We start from the raw sequence: 21,483 nt of genomic DNA on the forward strand, positions 1-21,483 counted from the left end.
GGTTCAGGCTGTCCGCGTACCGGTCTCGACGTCGTCCCCCTTCGCGGCGGCATGCTCATCGGTCTGGCCGCGGTCGATCACCTCGCGGGTAATGGTGGCCGCCTCTGGGGCCGCCGGGGTGGTGCACAGGGACTCCTCGGGTATCTCGCGGGTGCGGGCGGTGCCGAGGATCGAGCCGAGGATCACCAGCGGGAAGCCGATCGCCATGCCAGCGGTGAGTGGTTCGCCGAGTGCCGCGACGCCGAGCACGATGGCCACGGCCGGATTGATGTAGGTGATGACGGTCGCGCGGGCCGGGCCGACCTCGGAGATGAGCGCGAAGAACAACAGGAACGCGGCGGCGGTGCAGATCAGCGCGAGGCCGAAGACGGACAGCGTGGCGTCGGCGGGATAACTGGCCGGTCGGCGCAAGGCCGCGAACGGCGCGTAGACCACGGCGGCGATGATCAGCGACGCGGTCACCACGCCGAGCGGCGGGAGGTCGGCCAGCGCGCGGTTGATGACGATCGGCCCGACCGCGTAACCGATGGTGGTCAAGGCGATCGCGCCGAGGGCCGCGGGATTGGACAGGTCGATATCGAGGCCGACCAGCGCGGCCACACCCGCGAAACCGACCAGCAGCCCGGTGACGCGTCGCCGGTCGAACCGGTCCTGACCGAGTTTGGTCACGATGACCACCGCGATCAACGGCACGGCCGCGATCAACAACCCGACGGTCGAACTGTTCAGCGTGGTTTCCGCGAACCCGATGAACAACCACGGCCCGACGATCTCCACCACCGTGTACAACAGCAGCGGCCGCCACCGGCGGAACACCGGCGCTAATGCCTTGGTGTACAACGCGATCGGCAGCAGCACCAGTGCGCCGATCAACGTCCGGCCGAACGCGACAACCACCGGGTCGAAGTCCGTCACCGCGATGCGGATCATCGCGTACGGCACGCCCCAGATCACGCCCATCGCGAGGAAAAGCAACCAGCCGCGCCGCGTCATCGCACGACCGCCCGTCGGCACAGAAGAAGGGGGGAGGTAGTAACTGGCATGCTCACTCGCTTTCGATCAAACGGGAGCTTATACAGGAGATCCGATCATCCGACAGATCCACTTCTTGGGGCTTGGACCAGGCCACTTCCTCGGGTCGGTCGGATTGCCAGCGCTTTTCGGTCGCGCGCAATGGATAAGGCTTAGACCGAATCGACCAGCGGCCGCATGCGGGCGGCGGCGCCATGGTCGTTGTGCCAGGTGCAGGCCAGTCCGAAGGCGGCCACTCGGCCGGTGTCCACAATGCCGCGGATGGCACCGGAGACGGTTCGTAGGCTCGGGCCGCCCGGCGCGGGGAACAGCAGTCCCGGTAGGTCGCTCGGATCGACCACATCGCAGTCGAGATGCAGGTAGAGCGGGCCGTCCGGCAGGTCGTCGAGGTCGTCTACCGTGCGCTGCCGGATCCGCGCGGTGCGCAGGAACTCCGCCTCCGGCGGATCCAGGTCGCGGCCGTCGACCAGGATGGCGCGTTCTTCGGGGATGTCGGACAAGCCGATTCGATCGGCGATCAGGTGCCTGCCGTACCCGGTGAGCATCCGCAGCGGCATGCCGCCGAGGTATCCGGAGGCGGACGTCTCCAGCGTTTGAACGTCGCCGTGCGCGTCGAACCAGACGATCGCCGGATCGAATCCGGCCCGCTGCAGTCCCGCCACGACACCCAGCGAGGTCGTGCAGTCGCCGGACGCGACCAGCACCGGATGATCGGCTTTGCGCAGGGCCCCGGCCACCCGCTCCGCGACCGTGTCGTACAGCACCGCCATCCGTGCCCACGGATCATCGACGTCCGGCAATTCCGGGGCGATCACCTCGTCCGGGTCCACCGGTGCATCGAGTTCGGGTAGATACTCGTCGAGGTGATAGGGCACGAGAAAACGCATGGGCCTGACACTAATTCGGCGACCGGCGGTCAGCACCCGATTATCGGGCGGCCGTAACACTGATCGAGACAAACAAAACCGGCCCGGCGCGTGATGCGCTGGGCCGGTTTCGGATTCAGTTAACCGACGGCGGCCGTGGTCGGGGTGCCGCTGGTAGTGGTTGGGGCAGGGGATGTTGTTGTTGGGGTGGTGGTTGGCGCTGTGGTGTCGGTCGGGGTGACCGAGGGTGCAGCGGGGGAGGTGGTTGCCTGTGGCGCCACCGTGGTGGTCGGTGTTGTTGCCTGCGACGTGGTTGTCGGGGCCGGCGTTGTCGCGGTGCCGCTTGTGGTGGGGGCGGCGCTGGTGGACGTCGCGGTCTTGGTGGGCGTTGGCGCAGGCGACGTGGTTGTGGTCGGGGCTGCTGCCTTGTAGGCCGCGGCGAGATCGGCCTCGGTCGGCTTGGCTTCGGTGTCGACCTTCTTGCCCGCCTGGGCCTGCTGCGCCAGGTGGGTGATCCACGCGGCCGCGTACTCGGCGGAGGTCATCGGCTTACCGTTGGCCGGGTCGGCGTCGTGCCAGTAATCGAAGTGGTGACCGGTGTGGTCGGGACCGAGGGTGAGCTTGTACGGGTCGCTCATGACCACCGGGATGGTGTTCTGGTTGGTCACGATGAGACCGATGATCTCGTTCAGGATCTTCTGCGGCAGGTAGGCCAGCGGCGACATGTTGTCGGCCGCGATTGCGTCCGCCTTCGCCACCGGCTCCTTCGGCGCCTGGCCGGGCTTGTAGGCCGGGTCCGAAACCTTCAGCAGCACCTGGAGGAAGGTCTCGTCGCTCTTGAGCCAGTTCGGCTGCGAGGAGATGTCGGCGAACGCGGCGAGCGCGATACGACCGAGCACCACGGCGACGTCCTGACCGGTCGCGGGGGTGAGCCCGTCCTGCTGGAGCGCGTCGACATTGATCTGGCGCCCGACGTTCACCACCAGCTGCAGCAGTGAAATATTCTGCGGCGCAGAGCAAGTGAGGTCACCGTCGGAACAGAACGACGCGATCTTGCCGTTCAGCGCACCGAAGTCACCGCTGGTACCCGGCAGGGCACCCTGGCCCGGCGTCGGGTTCTTACCGTTCTGGTAATTCTGGTCGAAGCCGTCGGGATGGCTCGGGTCCTTCGCGCCGGGGAACGGCCCGTCGCCCGCCGAGCGACCGGCGTCGGCGAGGATGACCACGCCAACGACCTTGGCCGGATCGACGATCCCGTACGCGCCGTCTTTGCCTGGTTCCTGATGCCCGACCTTCATCGCCACGCGGCGCACTACGTCGGCGCCCTCGCTGTAACCGACGATCGAGAACTTGGTGTCCGGGCACGCCTGCGCGATATCCCGCATCACCTGTTCGGTATTCGCGGCACCGGCGTTGACGGCGTCCTCGTAGGTGGCCATGTTCGCCGGGTACGCGATGTAGACGGCGGCGTACGAGCCGGGAGCGACGGCACCGGCGGCCGGGTTGACCACCGGATCGACCCATTCGCTGCTGTGGTCACCCGACAGCGCGGCGGGCAATTCGTTGCCGTTGGCGTCTACCAGCAGCTTTGTCGTGCCCTGCTTCGGTGTGTCATTGCGTCCGGCCACCGAGATACTGACCATGTCGTGGCACTCGGTGACCGACGAGGTGAGCTGCGTATCCCTGGTTTGCGGCGACGACGTCAGCGCGAAAGTGGTCGCGACGACCGCCGCGACGCCGAGCACCGCGGGCGCAGCGACAGCCGAGGCAATACGATGTCGGGCGAAGAACCCGCGAAAATCCATGTCCTGTTCCCCATTCCAATTACCGGCATGTTGGACGGGCAGGCCCCCCGAGGCCGTGCGTCACCAAGGACGTCGGGAAAGGGGAGGTGAGCGTTACGGTGTCGAGTCCGTAAGGCGACGGAAGACACCATCGAGTCACGTTGTGGCCACAGCATTTGCCCCCACTAATAGGGGCATCGACCATTCCTGTCGACCGTCCGGTTGAGGTCGGCTACAGCTGATGAATACCGAGGTAATGGATTCCGCGAATTTCGATCTTGACCGTGTCGAGAACCGCTCATATGGCTGAAAAGTGACATTGCCGACTCGGGATCCCGAGTGGCCGTGCGAAAAAACGTTGACAGTGACGGTGCGTCGATCACTATCGTCATCGACCGTGACGATCACCGTGCTTGACAGCTATACCGCGACGCGCGCCATCCTGACCGCACCGCTCGCCGAACGCCCCGAGCTGCTGCGCCGGATGCTGCAGCCGACCGCGGGCATGTACCGCTACTTCCCCGGCACCCCGGATCTGGTGCAGCTGCACCACATGGGCAGCGGGTTCCGGGTGGACCGCGAGGTCGACGGCGCGCTGGCCGGGCTCGAAGCGCTGCACGACGCGCGGGCGTGGGATCGGATCGAAGCCGCCATGAACGCGGCGCTGACGGTGCAGTTGAACGCGACACCGGATATCCAGGTCCCCGACATCAAGGTGATGATCGTGCTCGGCGACCACACCGACGCGCACTTCATCGACGTCGCCCTCGGCATGAGCGGCAACGGCAGCGTCTCCGGATACGTGTGGCTGGCGTTCTGGCCGAGCCCGGAGAACCTGGCGCGGCTGGAGTGCGCGGCCGTGCACGAGCTGAACCACAATCTGCGCTACAGCAACGTGCGGTGGGACCCGGATACCGTGACGGTCGGTGAGCACGTGATCAGCGAGGGCCTCGCCGACGCGTTCGCCAGGCACCTGTACGGCGACCTCGGCTATACCCGCATCGGCGTGCCGTCATTGGCTGATGACGCGGTGTACGACAAGGTCATCGGTGGCCTCGGCGTGCGCGGCATGCAGAACTTCGCCGCCTACGTCCTCGGCGATGCGATCGCGGCGCGTTTCGGCGGTACGCCCGTCGGGTTGCCGACCGGGGCGGGTTATGCCGCCGGAAACCGGCTCGTCGACGCCTATCTCGCGGCCACCGGTCTACAGGCACCCGATGCGTTGCTTGTCGACGCAGCGGCCGTCATCGAAGTGGCGCTCAAAGACCGGTAGCGTGAAAGATTGTCACGCAATGCATTCGACAATGGCCTGAGCGGTCTCGCCGATGTCGCGCAGGCCATTCCGGGTGCAAATCTTTAGCAAAGATTTGGAATGGTCCTACTGGACTGTTGATGTTTGCCGGGAACCGCACGTGTCACCGGGTACCGCGATACGCTTCTGTTGCAGGCAATAGGTGGGCTCTGGTCGACACACGACCGCGAACGGTGTTGTCCGCGTAAAGGCTAACCAGATAAAGAAACTGGGCGGTCGGCTTTATTGCCGGGCGCTCTGTTCTCATGCGAGTCCTCTGAGACGACAGAAAGGCTGCGATCAATGAGAATCCAGCCACGGCGCCAGATTTTGAATGTCTGGAGCTCACTGCTGGCTGCCTGCTATCAAGACGACACCTGGATCTGGGGTGGGCGGGACGGCTCGAACTCCATCAGTGACGCCGAACAACTGTTGTGCCTGCTATACCCCGCCACCCAAATCAGTAGCTTCGCGCTGCACAACCCCGACCGGATCGCCGACGATGTCCGGACGACGCTGAAACCGCTTGGCCGCGAACGCCGCATCGGCCTGAAGATCGTCGAGGTGATGGACGAGTATCTGCGGCGCTACGAACGCGACGATCAGCCGGTCTTCGCGGGCGGTAGTTATCTGCGCGCCAAGGAAGGGGCCGAGGCGACCGATCGGCAGCGGACTGTCGATGTGGTCGATTCCTACTCGATGTCGCTCACGGTCTGCCTGGCCGGCCTGCAATACCTTCGCTCGCTGCAGGATTCGATCAGTCCCGGCGATCAGCAGCGGCTGGAGCGGCTGATCAAACCGGTGGAGGTCCGGCTCAACAAGCGGCTCACCGCCGCGATGGTCGGGCTGGTGCGCAGTTTCGTTGTGCAGTCGGTGGATCCGGAAACCGACACCGGCTTAGCGATGCTCAGCATGTTCAATCAGACCGGCGCCGAAAACGACGCGGTGGTCGGCGGCGTCGCCAAACGGCTCGAACGGGTCCGTGGGCGGCTGCTCCGCGATGTCACGCTGAACAAGACGCCGCAGGCCGACCTCGCGAGCCCGGCCCTGATGTTCGAATGTGGCTGGAGCTGGGGCGTGATCGAAGGCGCCGAGGTGATCGACTTCATCGACGTGCCGATCGCCAAGTCGGAGGGTTTCGCGGTGGCGCGGCCCTACCTTTATTTCACCATTACCGCCTTGGACGGCATCAACGACTTGACCCAGCCGCGCACCCGCGAGCTCGACCTGCTCGACGCGGACCAGCGCCGACTCGCCGACGCGCTGCAACTGCGCTGGGATCTGGCGCAACGCTACTGGTCGGCGATGGCCCGCTTCGGCGAGGGGGATTGGCCGCTCGAGGACATTCCATGGCGCACCTCCGACGGCGAGGAGTCGGACTACTTCAGCCTCTGCGTGTCCGGTCTGCTGATCCAGGACCTGATCGCCCGCGAAGCCGATGACGACGACCTCACCAGGGCCACCCGAGTTTTCGACGAGCTGGCGATCCGGGGGCGGATCACCCGTCGGCTCACCGAGGGCGATCCCGCACGCGCACTGCACATCCCCGGGGTAATGCTGCGGTTGAACGGCACCGAGCTGATCGACGACGGACCGCTGCTGTACTGGGCGGTGTCGGATTACGCGCCGATGCTGTTGAAACGGACGCTGCAGGCGGCGCAGCTGTCGCGCACCCTGTCCACCCGCAGACGGCTGCTGGAACTGGCGCAATCCACCATGGATCATCTGGAACTGCGTGCGTTCCAACGTGTTCCGGGCAAGGGGCTCTGGGATGATGTGGCACGGGTCTTCGTGAATCCCGGCCCGACCGGCCAGCCCGTCCAGTCCGAGCCGGACGGACCGCAGCAACCCTCCTGGTATTTCACCGAGCGCATCATCGAATGCCTGGTCGTCGCCGAATCGAGCTATCAGAATGTGCCGTTCCGGTCGCCGACCTCGCTGACCCGGGCGCTGGAACTGCTCGACGAGGCGGACCATCTGCTCAATCAAAAATTCCTGGAGCTCAGCGAACGGGACAACACACCGAATCGCCGGGCCCTGGAGAACATCGAAAAGAATCTGGTGCGCGCCGCCAAATTGATCGACGAGCGTCCGGCCACGGCGTTCAGTCTTTGCGTCGACGCGCTGCGCGAATTGGACGGGCTCGAAGTCGCCGGCCTCGACGCTATGAGGGGTGAATAGGTTGAGCGAGCGCATACTTGTTTTCTCCACCTCGGACAAGGGCGGCACCGGTCGATCGGTGACCAGCTGCAATATCGCCTACCGGCTGAGCGTGGACGGTAAAAGCGTCGCCTATCTCGACTTCGATTTCGGCTCACCGACTTCGGGAGCATTGTTCGAGATCGAGAAGATGGATCGCGGCGTATCGGGCAAGCAGGGGCTGCACGAATACCTGAACGGCCGGATCACGATTCCGGCCAGATGCGATATCCGGTCGGAGACCAATCGCAAAGACCTGCACGCGCTTCGGCATCCCTATCAGCTCACGCTGTTTCCGGGGGATCGCGGCGGTGGCGAGTTCCCCGCGACCGCGCAGGTGGTGAAGCAATGCGTCGAACTCTTGATGATCTGCCAGCAGGAATTCGACGTCACCTTTGTGGATCTCAGCGCGGGCCGATCGGCGGCATTGGAGATAGTGCTGCGCGCGACGGCCGCCGAATCTTTGCGCGACGTCTCCGCGCGGTGGCTTGTCTTCCACCGGTGGACCCGCCAGCATATTCTCGCGGCGAACGGCCTGGTGCACGGGCCGAACGGCCTGCTGGAGGCGGGCCAGAAGTGCGGTCACGACGTCGGCGACCTGCTCGAGTCGGTGCGCTACATCCGCACCGCGGTGCCGTCGACCAACGAAGGGTCCGGCGACAAAGACCGTGGGCCGCAATGGGCTTGGCTGCGCAAACAGAACGAGGCGTTGGAACAGCTCGCCCTGGCCAATCAATTGGGTTCCAGTGTCAAACTCGGTACGACGCCGATGGAGCCGGTGCTCCAGTGGCGCGAGCAGCTGATCCTCGACGCCGACATCGACGCGAAGATCGCCAACGACGAGACGGTGACCGCCTTCAAAGAGTTGGCAGTTGAACTCATGGACGACGCGACGTGGGAGAGGCTCTTCTGACGATGAACGGTGCCACTGTGTACAGCGAGGCGGCCGAGCAGGTCCAGGTCGCCGGGGTGAACTTCGCGCATCTGTCCATCGAGACCGGGCACTTCTACATGAAGAGCCTGCGCGACGGGGAAGAGCGGATTCGCGCGCATTTCGAGCGGGTGGCCAGGCTGGTCGAGCTGCACACCGCGGAGGCCAGAGCGGAGTACGGCCCGTCGGCGCGGGTGAGCACCTGCTTCCTGGTCGACGACTATTTCGGCTCGAACACCAACCCCACCGAGGTGCTGGACAAGGTGCTCGGCATCGCCGAGAAATGCGGGTTGCGCATCGACTATCTCGCGCGGGAGGCCGGGTGCTGGGAGACGCCGCTGTATGTCGACGGCCGGCTGACCGGGCAGCAGATCCCGCTGGCCGAAATGGTCGCGTCCTGGGTGGTCGCCGAGCCGTTGAAGCAGACTACGGGGCGGCGCCCGCCCGATGTCGAGTCCGGCTGGTTGTGCAACGGGCGCCGCTCCTCCGAACACGATTCGGAGCAGGCGATGCAGGTGGCGGAGTATCGCCGCCCGGAGGAGTTCGCGCGCCGGGAACACACGATCTTCCTCGACATCGAGATGTGGAACACCCAGATCAACAAGGACGGCGAGGAGCACACCCGCTGGTCGTGCCCCTTCTTGGCGTCGATCTGGCAGCTGCTGCGCTTGGGCATGGTTCGCTACGAGGGCAGGGCGGTGGTCGAGCCGCAACCCCGTGGTGACGGCTGGCCGGCGAGTTGGTGGGAAATGCCGTCGGTGATCAAGTTGAACCCGCAGGCCGCGCCGTTCGAGGCGTATCGAGCGCTGTCCATTCTGCCGCGCGAATATGTGAAGATCGAGCACGCGGTGCAGACCATCCTCGACCACATCGTCATCGATCAGGAAGTCTTGGAGAAGGCCATCAAACGTGCTGACGGCGAGGGGATCTCGATGCCGCGGGAGGTCACCGGACGCCTGTCGCACATGTTCGTCGACGAGGTCGTCAAGCGTTCCCGTGTCGAAGGGGCATGAGATGACCGACGCACTTGCGGATTCCGACGAGCCGCCGCTGGTCGTGCTCGGTGAGATACATACCTGTCTGCTGCCGTCCCAGCACGTGCTGGACACGGCGGCGAGCATCGAACTGTTGAGCGCGGTGCAGCGCGGCCTCACGGTGACGTCCCGGGAACGGCCGATGCCGCTGGTGATCTCGCCGAATCGTTTCGAGGGTGTCGATTGCGATCTGATCCCGGCGTCGGGCAAGCACATTCACGTGGTCGGCACCATCGCCTCGCGCACCGTGGTGGTGGGCGGACGCGTCCTGCAGGGCTCGTCGCAGACCACCGTGATGCGCGCGCAGGACCGGCAGCCCTGGTCGTATTACTTGAGCAGGCCGGGCACCGTAGACGCGGTGAGCCACCTCGGCACCGCGCCGGCCGGTCGGCTGGTGGACGGCCATCTGCGGTCGCACGGCGACGACAAGCTGGACCTGACCTCGATCAGCCAGCGGATGTCGACGTTCGCCAGGGTGGATCCGCGGCTTGATCAGAAAATGCCGTTCCGCGCGGGCAGCACGCGGCTGCGCTGGGCCGTCGAGGTCGGTGAGCAGGGGGATCAATTGCCCCGCTTCGCCTTTCACCTGGCAGGCAACACATTGCGGACCGTGCGGCTCACCCTTGGTGGGCCGGATCTCGCTGCGGCGCAACGCTTCTGCGAGGATCTCGCGATCCACGATTGGCTGCTGACCACCATCGGGCAGGTCGCCGATCGCGCGGGACGCAACGACCACGAGACCGATACCGTGCTGGATCAGCTGGTGCCGTTGCTGGACCAGCTTGTGCCGCTGTGGATGCCGGGCGCACACACCGCACCGCAGCTGCGGCCGCTGTGGGCGGATCTGGAGTCCGACCCTGGCTTCACCCGCCAATGGACCGCGCGGGTCGGGCAATTGCGCGACCGCATGACGACCGCGACGCTCAAAGCACTGCGGCATTCCAAGATCATCAGTCACGACTGGTGAATCGCTAGAGCCGAAACCAGCGACGCACCAGCAGCGCGAAGAACACCGACGTCGACAACACCCCGGCGTAGGCCTCCACCACGAACACCAGCTGATCTGTCCCCTCGAGCCCCGCGGTATCCGCGGGGCCGAGCGGATTCAGATAGTTCATCGCGCAGTCGTAGACGATCGACAGGGTCGACGCGGTGGACAGCGAACGCACGACCACGATCGACAACGCGACCTGGAGAATGATCCACAGCAGCATCCGATACGGCCGATAACCGTAGCCGCACACCAGATCCGAGAAGTAGCCGACGAAGCGCCGCCACCGGACCGGCTGAGCCCACCGCTTGGCCCGCGCCAGACTCAAGCCGCAGCGGTCCTGCGCGTCGGTATCCCCGTCCTGGCGGTACAGGCTCCACGCGCGCCGGAACGACAGCGCCGCGTGGCAGGGCAGCACGAGCGCCAGCGTGCCGCCGATCTGTTCGTAGACCTCGGCGAGCCGTCGACTCTGCGTGCGGCTCAACTTCAATGGGCCCCGGTATTCGACCTCGGCGGCGAACAAGGCGACCAGTACCTCCGGCGCTACTGGCGCCCCGGTGTCGGACGCCTTGCCCAGATCCGCGTAGCAGCGGGCGAACAGCAGGCTGTCACTGCGCCGTCGAATGCCGGGCGGGTCGTATCCGGCGATCACGGCTTCGACGTGCCGGTTGAACGAATCCAGTAGGTCCTGTTCCCCGTCCCGCCTGCGGTCGACCCAGTTCTTCGCCAAGAACGGATACAGGTCCAGGTCGGCATACGCTTTGACATGCCGGTCAACCCGGGTGAACATCGAGCGGGCGAAATGCGAATCCTGTTGTTGCTCATCCACTACAGCCCCACCATCGACGTCGTTTTTCGGCGCACCGTCACGATAACGCGATACGGCAATTGAGCCCGACGTTCTTTCCGAGGTGCAAGCCCACACATCATTTGCCGTGTTCGTGGGCGGGCGCGTAGTTAGAATATTGTTGTGCCGCACCATGCGGCGGGGTGAAACGGGGAGGCAAGCCATGGCCGACGTGTTGTTCATCGTCACGGCCGGTCCGGGGGACGCGCGGCGGCTGGATCGGCTGGCCGACGAACTGGCCGACGAGCTACGCGAAATCTCCGGGGTGACGGTCGGGGCGGCGACAACGGCGGCCAGTCCCGGCACCAAATCCGGCACCGCGCTCGAGATCGGTCAGCTGCTCGTATCCGGGGGTGCGCTGAGCACCGCGACCTGGGCGATCCGCGATATCGTCCTCCGGTTCCTGGCGCGCGGCCGCGCGGAATCGGTGACGGTACGCAACGGCGACCGCGACATCACCATCGTCCGGCCGACCGATGGACAGGTCGACGGCGTCGTCGATCAGTTGCGGAGTCTATTCGCCGATGACTAGCCCGCGGGGTCGCCGGATCGCGCTGTTCGTCGCCAACGACACCTTCTACTCGACGTCGATCTCGCAGCTCTACGCGCCGGTCTCGGACGCTAGGGAGCTGCGAAACCTGTTGCACGACCCGAGCATCGGCGCGTTCCAGCCCGCCGAAATTCTCGTCAACGAGTCGAAGACGGAGATCGAGCGCAGCATCGAGCGGTTGTTCCGCAATGCGGGCCCGGAGGACCTCGTGCTGTTCTATTACTCCGGTCACGGCTTCCGCACCAGTCGCAACCTGTATCTGGCGGCCTGCAATACCGATCCGAATCTGCCGAGCAGTTCGGCGGTGTCGTCCGCGTTCATCAAGGAGCTGATCCGCGAGTCGAGCGCCGCTGCCAAGATCATCCTGCTCGATTGCTGTTACAGCGGAGCGTTTCTCGGCAACGACGTGATCAAGGCGGTCGGCGGCATCGACGACGGGGTCGGCGAGCACCTGGTCACCGGGGACGGTATCTGCGTGATGACGGCCTGCACCGGCGTGCAGATCGCCGAGGACGGGAACCGTGCCGCCGTAGCCGATTCAGTGCCGTTGTCGATGTTCACCTCGGCGATCGTCAACGGCATCACCACCACCGGGCTGGCGGGCAACGGGACCGGAGAGATCAGTACGCACGATCTGTGGACGTATGTCAGTGACGAGGTGCGGCGTCGTACTGATCGTCAAACACCAAGCCACTACGGCTTTTTGAACGACGAGGTCTACATCGCTCGGACGCGACGACGGGCCGCGGGTGCGAGCGATGGCGGTGATCGGGTGCTGCTCGGTAGCTTGCTCGGCCGGCTGGAGCAGGTCGAAGACGCCGGCCTACGCGCGGAAAGCTGGTGGGGGACCGGCAAGTTGGCCGTCCCGATCGGCAGGCAACGGCGACCGGACGGCACCGTCGGCGATATCGTGCAGCTCGAATTCGCCGGGCCGGAAAACGGCCTGCTGGTCGTCGGGCGCGCGGGTTCGGGCAAGAGCACACTGTTGCGCACCCTGGTGGCCGCACTGGTCTTGACGCATTCGCCGGACGAGGCGCGCGTCCATGTGCTGGAATCCAGCAATCGGCTGGGCTCGATGCGCGAGCTGCCGCACGTCGCCGACGTGGTCAGCGACGACGAGCCCGAGCAGGTCGCCGCCATGCTGCAGCGCATGATCGAGGAGGTCAGCAGCCGAAAGCGGTTGTACCGCAAGCACAATATCGATTCGCCGGACAGTCTGCGCGCGGCCCGCGACGGGTTGCCGGAGGGGCCGGTGCCGGATCTGTTCCTGGTGCTCGACCGCTGGGACGATTTCGCCGAGCTGCTGCCCAAGGCCGCCGATACGGTGCGCCGCATCGCCGATGCCGGGCCGGAATACGCCGTGCACGTGATCGCCACCGTGCGGGACTGGAACGAGGTGCCGGACTGGATGTCCAGACTCCTGGCCGTCCAGATCGAACTGCGCATGCATCAGCCCCGCGATTCGCACATCGATCCCGAGCTCGCGGTGCGCCTGCCGGAAGGTCCAGGGTGGGCGCTGCACCAGCAACAGCCGTTCCGGATCGCGGTGCCAGACATCCGCGAGCCACCCGCGGATCCCGCGCTGGTGGACGACGTGACCGACGGCGCCGCGGATCTCGTTGCGCGCCTGCGGGCGCGGCACACGACCGCGGGGTCCGGCCCCGGGTCGGCCGGGCCCGAGGTCGAGGCCGACTTCGCCGCGCTGCACGGCCTCGACCACGGCTCGGTGTTCGACATCGGTCATTGGTGGCGCGAACGCCCCGCACGGGAGCTGTTGCGCATCCCGATCGGTGCGACGCGACCGGGTGACCCGGTGCTGCTCGACCTCAAACAGGGCGCCGAAGGCGGCATGGGCCCGCACGGACTGGTGGTCGGTGCGATCGGTTCCGGAAAATCGGAGCTGCTGCGGACCATCGTGCTCGGGCTGGCCTTGCGGCACAGCCCGGATGAGGTGAACTTCCTGCTCGTCGACTTCAAGAACGGCGCGACGTTCCAGCCGCTGACCAGCCTGCGGCACCTGGCAGGCCACGTCCGCGACGTGGAACAGGATCTCTACCTGCGGGAACGGCTGCAGGACGTGCTGGACGGGGAGATCGACCGACGGCGCAAGCACCTCGAGGACAGCGGGCCGTACACCACCATCGGTGAATACGAGCAGGCCCGCGCGGGCGGCGCGGCGCTGCCGCCGCTGCCCGCGCTGGTGATCGTGATCGAGGAGTTCGTGGAATTGCTCTCCGGGACTTCGACATTCGTCGACGCGCTGGTCCGGATCGGGCGACTCGGCCGGTCGCTCGGCATGCATCTGCTGCTCGGCACCCAGCGGCCGGACGAATGGCGGTTGCGCGCGCTGGACAGCTATCTGTCGTATCGCATTGCGCTGCGCACCTTTTCGACCGCTGAATCGCGACTTGTCCTCGGTACCACCGATGCCTATCACCTGCCGCGCGTACCCGGCTACGGATATCTGCGAATCGGCACCGGAACCGCGACGCGCTTCCGGGTCGCCTACGCCTCCGGTCCAGGGCCGTCGGTGCCCGGCGACGGCGCTTCCGGGCCGGTCGATCGCCCGGTGTCGGAGTCGCTCGCCGTCGCGCTCGGTAGGCACGGGTCTGCGGCACATCTGGTGTGGACCGATCCGTTGCGCGATTCGCCGACGGTGGGAACGCTGCTGCGGCAGTGGAATTCGCCGTCGTCCGGGCCCGGGTTGTTGCGGTTGCCGATCGGGGTCGTCGATGTCCCGCGTAAGCACTATCGCGAGGTGCTGTGCGCCGATCTGTCGGACAGCTCCGGTCACATGGCGATCGTCGGCGGCCCGCGATCGGGGAAATCGACCGCGCTGCGAACATTGTGCGTGGCCGCAGCGGCCACGCACACCCCCGAGCAGGTGCAGTTCTACTGCCTGGATCTAGGCGGCGCCCTTGCGGGCCTGGCCGAGTTTCCGCATGTGGGATCGGTCGCCGGGCGGCGCGACTCGGATCGCGTGCGCCGCACCGTCGCCGAGGTGGCCGCGCTGGTAAGTCGCAGGGAACAACGGTTCCGCGAGCTCGGTATCACCTCGATGCACGAATTTCGTTCCCGTAAGGCGGGATTGGTCGATATCACGCTGGAAAAGCAAGCCGCCGACCCGATCTCAACGGACCGGTACGGTGACGTCTTCCTGATGGTCGATGGCATCGATGTCGTCCAGCAGGACTATCCGGTACTCGAGCACACTATCGTCGCCATCGCGACGCAAGGACCTCGCTACGGCGTGCACGTCGTGGTCACGCTACCGCCGTGGACCAGGACCCGGCTCGCGCTGCCAGACATGGTCGGCACGCTGATCGAACTGCGGCTCGGCGACCCAGCGGACTCCCAATTGGACCGCCAGGCAGCGGGAACGGTGCCGCCGGATCGTCCGGGTCGCGGGCTCTCGCCGGAGAAACTGCATCTGCTCATCGCGTTACCGCGACTGGATTCGCGCACCGATCCGAAGGAGCTGCCGAGCGGTATCGCCGCGGCCGCCCGGCAGCTGCGCACCATCTACGGCTCGCGGCGGGCCCCAGAGGTTCGGCTGCTGCCCCTGGAGATTTCCCGCGCGCACGTGCTGCGGTCAGCTCTGCACGCGGGCATCGCGCAGGACGCGACGCACGTGGCCGTCGGCGTCGGCGAAAACGAATTGTTGCCACTGATAATAGATTTCGATGCCCAGCCGCATCTCATGGCGTTCGCCGACAAGGGCTGCGGCAAAACCACGCTCCTGCACAACATCCTGCTCGGCATCGCCGAGAATTCGATACCCGAGCAGGCCCAGATCCTTCTGATCGATTACCGGCGCGCCTTGCTGCACGCCGTCGATCCGGCCCGCTTGAGCGCCTACTGTGCCTCAGCGGCAACGGTTCCGGACGCGATCGAGCAGTTGTGCCGCCTGCTCACCTCCCGCATCCCCGGGCCTGAGATCGGCCCGCACCAACTCCGCGACCGCAGCTGGTGGACCGGTCCCGAGTGTTACGTCGTCGTCGACGACCACGACCTGATCGTCGCCGACGGCGACGACCCACTGGAACCCCTCCTGGAATTCCTGCCCACCGCCAACGACGTTGGCTTGCACCTGATAATCACCCGCCGAGCGGCCGGCCTGGCCAGAGCGCTACACGGCAGCCTGCTGGGCCGACTCCACGAAGTCTGCGCCGCCGCCCTGCTCATGAGCGCCCCTGCCGAAGAAGGAAAACTCTTCGGCCCTGATCTCCGCGCTACCCCGCTACCCCCCGGGCGAGGCACTATTGTCACCAGATCCCAAGAGCCCCAGCTAGTCCAGATCGCTTACCTACCACCACCCGAGTAGCGACCGGTCAGTGCTGTCGGTGCGGATTCAGCTCTGCGACCGGTAGCCACGATCATTGCCTGCTGCCTGCCGCTCGCGCAGCGATCCGGCAACGGCTTGCTGCGCCGCGAAGAGGAGGAGTCCGGCGGCGATCGCGCAGGCACCCAACCAGATTCGGTCAGTGTGCTCCAGCAGCGCCGTGCCGACCAGCGGGCCGAGAATGGTGCCGAGGCTCCAGGTGCTCGAGGCCACGCCGATGTACCTGCTGCGCAGATCGGCTGGCGCAAGGTCGGCGAACGTGGCACCGAACTGGACCGCCATCCCGATCTGCCCGAGGCTCAGGATGAGGATCGCGACGGCATATCCCGCGGCGGGCTCACTCAGCGCGACGAGGCCGCCGCCCAGCCCCGTCAAGAGCATCGAGGTGGCGAGTACTGTCCCGCGATCGCGGTGCGCCAGCAGCACAACGGCCAGCGGTTGCAGGACGACGATGGCGAGTCCGTTGAGGGCGAGCACGGCGCCGTAGGTGGCCGGGCCGCATCCCTGCCCGGTCATCAGCAGCGGCAATGTGGCGAACGCCTGCATATTCAGGGTGAAGTAGGCGACGTGGATCAGCGTCATGGTGACCATCAGTCGGTCGCCGAGCAACGCGGGCAGCAGCGCGCGTCGAGCGCCGCTCGCGCTCGAGCGGGTTTCCGGCACCGCGATCACCACGATCAACGCCGCGGCCAGCACGGCCACCGCGTTCAACCAGAACAGCAGGCCGTAGCCGTGGCTTGCCAAGACTCCGGAAACCGTTGCGGCGATGGCGTATCCGAGGTTCGCCGCCCAATAGAGGAGGCTGTAGGCGCGTACTCGCTGCTCGGGCGGGAGGTCCGCAACGGCCGCTGAGCCTGCCGGGCGGAAGAGCCCCGCGGTGAGGCCGTACCCGACTGCCGCAGCCCAGATTACCGTGGTTGTTTCGGCAGATCCCAAGGCGGCCAGCGCAATTGCCGTCCCGAGGAACCCAAGGAGCATCGTCTGCCGACGTCCGAGCCGGTCCCCGAGCCAGCCGCCAAGCAATTGCGACCCGAAGTCGCCGATGCCCACCGCCGCCACCACCGCACCCGCCGCGGTCGGGGTCATCCCTTGTTGCTGGGTCAAATACAGCACCAGCATCGGCTGCACGAAGCCGCCGGCGCGCGCGACGAGGTGGCACGCTCCGAGGGACCACGCCAGGGCTGGTAGTCGCGGTGTGTGGTTGTTCGCGCTGATGTCGGCGGTTGCCGTAAGGACTGTCATGCCGTTGACGCTATGAGCCAAGGCTGATCAATAAAAGCGATCATTTACGATCATATCCATCGCAATCTGCTATACATACAGCCATGGCCGAGATCGACATACGGCAGCTGACGACGATGATCGCGATCGCCGAGGAGGGCACGTTCTCCCGAGCGGCGAACCGGCTCGGCTACACCCAGTCCAGCGTGAGCCAGCACATCGCCGCACTGGAGAAGGCCGTCGGCGGTTCCGTATTCGATCGGCCAGGCGGGCCGAGGCCGGTGCGAATAACCCCACTCGGCGCCGTGGTGCTCGAGCAGGGCAGGGAGCTGCTGTCGAAGGCCGAAGCCTTGGCACATGCGGTCGATCGATTCAAGGCAGGCGATGGCCGCATCGACGTCGGCACCCTGCAGAGCGTCTCCAACGTAATCCTGCCGACCATGTTGCGCCGCCTTCGGGACGAGCATCCGCACTGCGAGATCAGGCTTTCGGAAGCGGAACCGGACGACGCGCAGATCGGCGAGCTCGACTTGCTGTTCTACGACGGGCCGATCAGCGACGATACGGAATCCGTCCTCCTGATGGCGGACCCCTATCTGGTGGTGGCGCTGCCAGCGGAGCTGCCGGACGGCCCGGTGTCCGCGCGGATGCTGGATGGGAAGGCGATGGTGGCCTGGCCTGCGACCTGTGACCAGCCCAAGTTGGAGCAGTCCCTCGCGGCGGCGGGGGCACAGCCGCACATCGTGTTTCGCTCAGCAGGCAACGAAACCATGTTATCGATGGTGCGCGCGGGGATGGGTCTCGCTGTGCTGCCCTGGCTGGCGATCCACCCCGTCGTGTGCCGCTCCTGCGGTGCGATTCATGGACCAGAGGGTTGGCCGGATCTGCGGGTGCACGAACTCGCCCCCACCCTCACGCGCGAGATCTATCTGCACTGGCCGCCAGGGCGCCGCGGTCAGTCGCCGCTGGTGGCCCGCACCATCGAGCTCGCCGTCGAAGTCTCGCGTGAGCTGATCCAACTGGCGCCACCGGTTCGGACCTAGCCCGCTCCAGGAAAGTAGGGGCTGGGGGGATTGCTCGAACATCGATAGCTTGATCTAGGTCCTAGTTGATCTAGCTCCTAGACAAGGAGATTGATGTGAGTATCAGGAACGGTGTAGCTGTGTCGGTATCGGCTGCCGCCTTCGTGCTGACGGCACTGGTGGCCGCGCCGGCCGCGAGCGCGGACCCGGCGCCCGCCCCGAGTTCGGGCAGCTCGAACCTGCAGTGCTTCATCCAAGTCCTGATCCATGGCGAAGTGCCGGGGATCTGCTAGCGCCCTGTGATGGATTTGACCTTGAATGTCGTTGTCTTCCAGCTGAATTCGAACGACAAAGACTTGATCACCGCAGCCGCGCCCGCGCAGGCTCATGACTCCGTACGGCAGGCATGGCAGCAGGCCAAGGGGCAGCGGCACTTTCAGCCTTCTGATGTGACCAGGGTGCACAGCACCTGGCAGCCCGCCGACGCCGACCGGGACTTCCTTGCCGCGACGTTCCCCGAGGCCGAGCACTCGCACCTCTTCGAACGCCCCGAGGGCGACGATTGGACCGATGCGCTCGAATACGCGAAACGGGTGATGGACGAAGTCGAGAACATCAAGCTGCGGCAGCGAAGCGAGGAGACGTTCGCGCAGGCCGAGCGGGTTGGTGAATGGCTGCCGATCCTGCACAGCGCCGCCGAGCCGTTGCCGTTTTCCGCCTCGCTCCCGCTGGTGGAGGGCAAGCTGTACTTCGGGTTCGCCAGAGTTACCACCACGCCCGAGGGCCGGATCGGTATGTCCCATCTGACTCGGAGCAAGTTCGACGCCATGAGCATTGAGGCGATCGAGGAGTTAGCTCTCGAGGCGCTCGGGAACGTGAAGTCCGGGCTCAACTTCAAGGTGGCTCCGGACGAGCAACTCGGAACCCTCGCCACCCTGGAGCGTGACGGCCCCTGTGTGGCGTCGGCGATCCTGCTCGACGATTTCCACGAGAAGTGCGCCGAGCAGGTCGGTGCGGACCGGCTGGTGGTAGGCCTGATCAGCCCCGACCACATCCTCATCGCGGGCGCAGACTCGGGTCAGGTCGAGCACATCAGGCAAGCCGTACTCACCTCGCCGGACACCGGCACCGAGCTGGTTCCGAGCCTGTTGCTGATCGACGCCGACACCATAGAAGTAATCGCCGAGCGCCCCCGGTAGGGAGTGCCGGACCGATCAGGTCAGTGCCTGCGTGAGGAACCTGTCGATCATGTCTCTGGAGCGGGCATCAGCGGCTGCCGAGTAGACGAGGCGGGCGGTGGGGTCGGTGCCTGCCTCAGGGTTGTAAAACGCGTGATGGGCGCCGGTGTACAGGACGATCGTGGCGTCGTTGCCGGCAATGTCCATTTCGTCGGACAGGGCGTTGACCATGTCCATGGGGCAGACGACATCGCGGGTGCCGTGCAGGGCCAGCACGCGGCCGCTCACTTTTGTGGGTGCACCGGGCTCGGCCGTCTTGAGCAGCGCCGAACACAGCGCGACCCCGGCGATGTCGGCACCAGTGCGGGCGAAGTCGAGGCTGACCATGCCGCCGATGCTGTATCCGATCAGGACCACCGGCGCGGCGCCGGTCGCGTGCCGAAACGCCGTGAGACAGCTGGCCATCCGGGAGACGCCGCTGGCGCGATCAGCGATCAAGCCGCCGATCAAGGGCCCAGCCTGCGACTCTTCGGTCGCGAACAGGCCGTCGCCATAGAGATCCATGACGCCGACGTCGAAACCGTCGCCGGCCAGACGGGCCGCCTCTTGCCGCATGAATGGGCTGAGTCCGCGCCAATCGGGTGCGATCATCACCCCACCCCGAGCCGATGCGCCCGGTGCACGTGGGACGAGCAATCCGGTGAACGCCGTACCGCCGTCCTCGTAGGAGAACGTTCGGTGGGGATGGTCAGCGCTCGCGACGCCCTCTGTTGTCATGCCGATCTCTCTCTAATCAGGTCATACCGAACGCATCCGAGTACGACCATCGCGCGAAGCGTCAGCATATCCAGACACGATCTGCTGATGCGCAAGAATGTCCGCGATCAGCCGGTGCCGGAACAGGCAGGCAGTGACCGAACAGGCTGCACCAGCGCCGCCATCGATAGCGCGAATCCTACTGCCCTGCAAAGCAATCGGCGAAGGCGATCGATCATTCAGCGGCGGCTCGGTCGGGCGACTCGGCCGCGGCGTTGGTATTTCGTCAATCCGGTTCTCGCACTTCGGATCTGCCGATCCGGCCGAGGTGAGTGTCCTGGAAGCCGCTCGCGAACTTGAGGCCGAAACCGAGTGCTCGGTCGGTCGCGATGTGAAAGGCCCACACCAGCCCGACGAATGCGCACCAGGTGGCCGAGGTCAGTACGTAGCCGAGCAGCAGCACCGCGGGCGCGACATAGCCGTGCGTCAGGTTATAGCAGATGGCCCCCACTCGCTCGTTGACCAAGTAGCCCACGATGGCCACGTCGAACGCCAGGAAAAGCGCAAGCAGCCACCACCAGGAGAAGTGCAAGTGGACGAACCCGAAGATGACCACGACAACGATGGCCAGGTTCTCGGCCCGTTCGAACCAGATCGGTAGCCGTTGCATGGCGCTACTGGTCCGCGGCGTGCCGGATGAGCCGGACCGCCTCGGCCACCCCGCCGTCCCAGGCCGGCCCGTGACCGGGCAGGACCCAGGTCGCGTCCACTTCTTCGATGCGGGCGAGCGACGCCATTGCCTCCCTGGGTTCCAGCGTGAACGGCGCGGGCTTGGGGCCGGTCGCGCCGGTGAGCACGTTGCGGGTCGTCATGGTGTCGCCGAGGAACAGCGCGTCGACCGCCGGGACGTGCACCGCAACGCTGCCGGGCGTGTGGCCGGGCAGGTGGATGATCCGGGGCGAGCCAGGGACATCGAGCACCTGACCGTCCTCGATGGGGCGAAGTTCGCCGACCGGCCGGGGGCGCAGACCGCCCTTGCGGGCGGAGTACCACAGGAACTCGGCCATCGGCTTGACCTTGATCGGGCCCCAGCCGCTGTTGGGTTTCTTCACCTCCAGCCGGGCCCGGTCGAAGTCGGCCGGATGCAGGTAGGCCGGGATGCCCTTCTCGCGGGAGAGCTGGGCGGCGAAACCGATGTGGTCGGAGTCCCCGTGCGTGAGGATCAGCGACCGCACGTCGTCGAGGGTCAGCCCACGTTGCGCGAGCTCATCGCGCAGCAGTGTCCAGTAACGCGGGAGTCCCGCGTCGATGATCGTCACACCATCCCCGTCGACGACCAGGTAGCAGTTGACGACATCGGAGCCGATCCGGTGCAGACCCTCGGCAATTTGCATGTGACACTCCTAGACAAACTCAAGGCTATGAGAATTAGCCTTCGA

The 21,483-nt window shown here is 65.9% G+C and carries 18 protein-coding genes and 1 tRNA gene; 11 read left to right on the forward strand and 8 right to left on the reverse strand.

The window, feature by feature from the left end:
• Positions 1 to 3: 3 nt before the first annotated feature.
• Together ACIA8C_RS10725 and ACIA8C_RS10730 are read right to left on the reverse strand one after the other, a co-directional pair.
• On the reverse strand, positions 4 to 993 hold the full coding sequence (locus tag ACIA8C_RS10725) for a DMT family transporter (protein ID WP_397133205.1): 990 nt from the start codon (positions 991 to 993) through the stop codon (positions 4 to 6).
• Between the two features lie 191 nt (positions 994 to 1,184).
• Positions 1,185 to 1,589: an arginase family protein gene (locus ACIA8C_RS10730; RefSeq protein WP_397133207.1), complete on the reverse strand. Its 405-nt coding sequence runs from the start codon at positions 1,587 to 1,589 to the stop codon at positions 1,185 to 1,187.
• On the opposite strand from ACIA8C_RS10730, the gene ACIA8C_RS10735 reads away from it, so the two are divergent.
• Positions 1,580 to 1,684: transfer RNA gene (locus ACIA8C_RS10735), tRNA-OTHER, on the forward strand. The two genes, ACIA8C_RS10730 and ACIA8C_RS10735, sit on opposite strands and share 10 nt — an antisense overlap.
• Positions 1,685 to 2,038: 354 nt before the next feature.
• Here the strand turns inward: ACIA8C_RS10735 and ACIA8C_RS10740 are convergent.
• Positions 2,039 to 3,703 (reverse strand): cutinase family protein, encoded by a 1,665-nt coding sequence (locus ACIA8C_RS10740; RefSeq protein ID WP_397133209.1) that lies wholly within the window; start codon positions 3,701 to 3,703, stop codon positions 2,039 to 2,041.
• A 376-nt stretch (positions 3,704 to 4,079) separates the two neighbouring features.
• Between ACIA8C_RS10740 and ACIA8C_RS10745 the strand changes: the two genes are divergently transcribed.
• The 5 genes from ACIA8C_RS10745 to ACIA8C_RS10765 all read left to right on the forward strand — a co-directional run bounded on the left by ACIA8C_RS10745 (position 4,080) and on the right by ACIA8C_RS10765 (position 10,104).
• A complete protein-coding gene (locus ACIA8C_RS10745; RefSeq protein ID WP_397133211.1) occupies positions 4,080 to 4,955 on the forward strand; it encodes a DUF2268 domain-containing protein in 876 nt (291 codons plus the stop codon).
• A gap of 321 nt (positions 4,956 to 5,276) precedes the next feature.
• Complete coding sequence (locus ACIA8C_RS10750) at positions 5,277 to 7,154, forward strand: SCO2524 family protein (RefSeq protein ID WP_397133213.1); 1,878 nt, start codon at positions 5,277 to 5,279, stop codon at positions 7,152 to 7,154.
• Entirely contained in the window at positions 7,147 to 8,085 is a 939-nt protein-coding gene (locus ACIA8C_RS10755; RefSeq protein WP_397133214.1) for an SCO2523 family variant P-loop protein, read from the forward strand. The genes ACIA8C_RS10750 and ACIA8C_RS10755 overlap by 8 nt, the downstream gene beginning before the upstream one ends.
• Before the next feature lie 2 nt (positions 8,086 to 8,087).
• Positions 8,088 to 9,116, forward strand: a complete 1,029-nt coding sequence (locus tag ACIA8C_RS10760; RefSeq protein WP_397133215.1) for an SCO2522 family protein — start codon at positions 8,088 to 8,090, stop codon at positions 9,114 to 9,116.
• Position 9,117: 1 nt separating this feature from the next.
• The gene (locus tag ACIA8C_RS10765; protein ID WP_397133217.1) at positions 9,118 to 10,104 is read left to right on the forward strand and encodes an SCO2521 family protein; all 987 of its coding nucleotides are present in this window, start codon (positions 9,118 to 9,120) and stop codon (positions 10,102 to 10,104) included.
• A 4-nt stretch (positions 10,105 to 10,108) separates the two neighbouring features.
• Here ACIA8C_RS10765 and ACIA8C_RS10770 read toward each other — a convergent pair whose 3' ends face one another.
• Positions 10,109 to 10,957, reverse strand: coding sequence for a hypothetical protein (locus tag ACIA8C_RS10770; protein WP_397133219.1), 849 nt, complete (start codon positions 10,955 to 10,957; stop codon positions 10,109 to 10,111).
• Positions 10,958 to 11,138: 181 nt separating this feature from the next.
• On the opposite strand from ACIA8C_RS10770, the gene ACIA8C_RS10775 reads away from it, so the two are divergent.
• Together ACIA8C_RS10775 and eccCb are read left to right on the forward strand one after the other, a co-directional pair.
• On the forward strand, positions 11,139 to 11,507 hold the full coding sequence (locus ACIA8C_RS10775; protein WP_397133221.1) for a hypothetical protein: 369 nt from the start codon (positions 11,139 to 11,141) through the stop codon (positions 11,505 to 11,507).
• Complete coding sequence (eccCb, locus tag ACIA8C_RS10780; protein ID WP_397133223.1) at positions 11,500 to 15,849, forward strand: type VII secretion protein EccCb; 4,350 nt, start codon at positions 11,500 to 11,502, stop codon at positions 15,847 to 15,849. The genes ACIA8C_RS10775 and eccCb overlap by 8 nt, the downstream gene beginning before the upstream one ends.
• 27 nt (positions 15,850 to 15,876) lie before the next feature.
• Here the strand turns inward: eccCb and ACIA8C_RS10785 are convergent, their stop codons facing one another.
• Positions 15,877 to 17,109, reverse strand: coding sequence for an MFS transporter (locus ACIA8C_RS10785; RefSeq protein ID WP_397133225.1), 1,233 nt, complete (start codon positions 17,107 to 17,109; stop codon positions 15,877 to 15,879).
• Positions 17,110 to 17,192: 83 nt separating this feature from the next.
• On the opposite strand from ACIA8C_RS10785, the gene ACIA8C_RS10790 reads away from it, so the two are divergent.
• The 3 genes from ACIA8C_RS10790 (at position 17,193) to ACIA8C_RS10800 (ending at position 19,309) form a co-directional block, all read left to right on the forward strand.
• Positions 17,193 to 18,131 carry a LysR family transcriptional regulator gene (locus ACIA8C_RS10790; RefSeq protein ID WP_397133227.1) on the forward strand — a complete coding sequence of 313 codons (939 nt, stop codon included), beginning with the start codon at positions 17,193 to 17,195 and terminating at the stop codon, positions 18,129 to 18,131.
• A 95-nt stretch (positions 18,132 to 18,226) separates the two neighbouring features.
• Positions 18,227 to 18,403 carry a hypothetical protein gene (locus ACIA8C_RS10795; protein WP_397133229.1) on the forward strand — a complete coding sequence of 59 codons (177 nt, stop codon included), beginning with the start codon at positions 18,227 to 18,229 and terminating at the stop codon, positions 18,401 to 18,403.
• A gap of 9 nt (positions 18,404 to 18,412) precedes the next feature.
• A complete protein-coding gene (locus tag ACIA8C_RS10800; RefSeq protein WP_397133231.1) occupies positions 18,413 to 19,309 on the forward strand; it encodes a hypothetical protein in 897 nt (298 codons plus the stop codon).
• A 15-nt stretch (positions 19,310 to 19,324) separates the two neighbouring features.
• Here the strand turns inward: ACIA8C_RS10800 and ACIA8C_RS10805 are convergent, their stop codons facing one another.
• The 3 genes from ACIA8C_RS10805 to ACIA8C_RS10815 form a co-directional block, all read right to left on the reverse strand.
• Complete coding sequence (locus ACIA8C_RS10805) at positions 19,325 to 20,065, reverse strand: dienelactone hydrolase family protein (protein WP_397133233.1); 741 nt, start codon at positions 20,063 to 20,065, stop codon at positions 19,325 to 19,327.
• Between the two features lie 265 nt (positions 20,066 to 20,330).
• Positions 20,331 to 20,714 (reverse strand): DUF4260 domain-containing protein, encoded by a 384-nt coding sequence (locus ACIA8C_RS10810; RefSeq protein ID WP_397133235.1) that lies wholly within the window; start codon positions 20,712 to 20,714, stop codon positions 20,331 to 20,333.
• 4 nt (positions 20,715 to 20,718) lie between these two features.
• Positions 20,719 to 21,438, reverse strand: coding sequence for an MBL fold metallo-hydrolase (locus ACIA8C_RS10815; RefSeq protein WP_397133237.1), 720 nt, complete (start codon positions 21,436 to 21,438; stop codon positions 20,719 to 20,721).
• Positions 21,439 to 21,483: the final 45 nt, after the last annotated feature.

Source organism: Nocardia sp. NPDC051321 (genome assembly GCF_044455225.1).
In the GTDB taxonomy this organism is placed as follows: Bacteria; Actinomycetota; Actinomycetes; order Mycobacteriales; family Mycobacteriaceae; genus Nocardia.

Excerpts from the sequence above, each read along its gene's own strand:
- ACIA8C_RS10800 (WP_397133231.1), top strand. The coding sequence starts at position 18,413 with ATGGATTTGACCTTGAATGTCGTTGTCTTCCAGCTGAATTCGAACGAC.
- ACIA8C_RS10765 (WP_397133217.1), top strand. The coding sequence starts at position 9,118 with ATGACCGACGCACTTGCGGATTCCGACGAGCCGCCGCTGGTCGTGCTC.
- ACIA8C_RS10760 (WP_397133215.1), top strand. The coding sequence starts at position 8,088 with ATGAACGGTGCCACTGTGTACAGCGAGGCGGCCGAGCAGGTCCAGGTC.
- ACIA8C_RS10805 (WP_397133233.1), bottom strand. The coding sequence starts at position 20,065 with ATGACAACAGAGGGCGTCGCGAGCGCTGACCATCCCCACCGAACGTTC.
- ACIA8C_RS10725 (WP_397133205.1), bottom strand. The coding sequence starts at position 993 with ATGACGCGGCGCGGCTGGTTGCTTTTCCTCGCGATGGGCGTGATCTGG.
- ACIA8C_RS10810 (WP_397133235.1), bottom strand. The coding sequence starts at position 20,714 with ATGCAACGGCTACCGATCTGGTTCGAACGGGCCGAGAACCTGGCCATC.
- ACIA8C_RS10790 (WP_397133227.1), top strand. The coding sequence starts at position 17,193 with ATGGCCGAGATCGACATACGGCAGCTGACGACGATGATCGCGATCGCC.
- ACIA8C_RS10815 (WP_397133237.1), bottom strand. The coding sequence starts at position 21,438 with ATGCAAATTGCCGAGGGTCTGCACCGGATCGGCTCCGATGTCGTCAAC.
- ACIA8C_RS10740 (WP_397133209.1), bottom strand. The coding sequence starts at position 3,703 with ATGGATTTTCGCGGGTTCTTCGCCCGACATCGTATTGCCTCGGCTGTC.
- ACIA8C_RS10785 (WP_397133225.1), bottom strand. The coding sequence starts at position 17,109 with ATGACAGTCCTTACGGCAACCGCCGACATCAGCGCGAACAACCACACA.
- ACIA8C_RS10775 (WP_397133221.1), top strand. The coding sequence starts at position 11,139 with ATGGCCGACGTGTTGTTCATCGTCACGGCCGGTCCGGGGGACGCGCGG.
- eccCb (WP_397133223.1), top strand. The coding sequence starts at position 11,500 with ATGACTAGCCCGCGGGGTCGCCGGATCGCGCTGTTCGTCGCCAACGAC.
- ACIA8C_RS10730 (WP_397133207.1), bottom strand. The coding sequence starts at position 1,589 with ATGCCGCTGCGGATGCTCACCGGGTACGGCAGGCACCTGATCGCCGAT.
- ACIA8C_RS10750 (WP_397133213.1), top strand. The coding sequence starts at position 5,277 with ATGAGAATCCAGCCACGGCGCCAGATTTTGAATGTCTGGAGCTCACTG.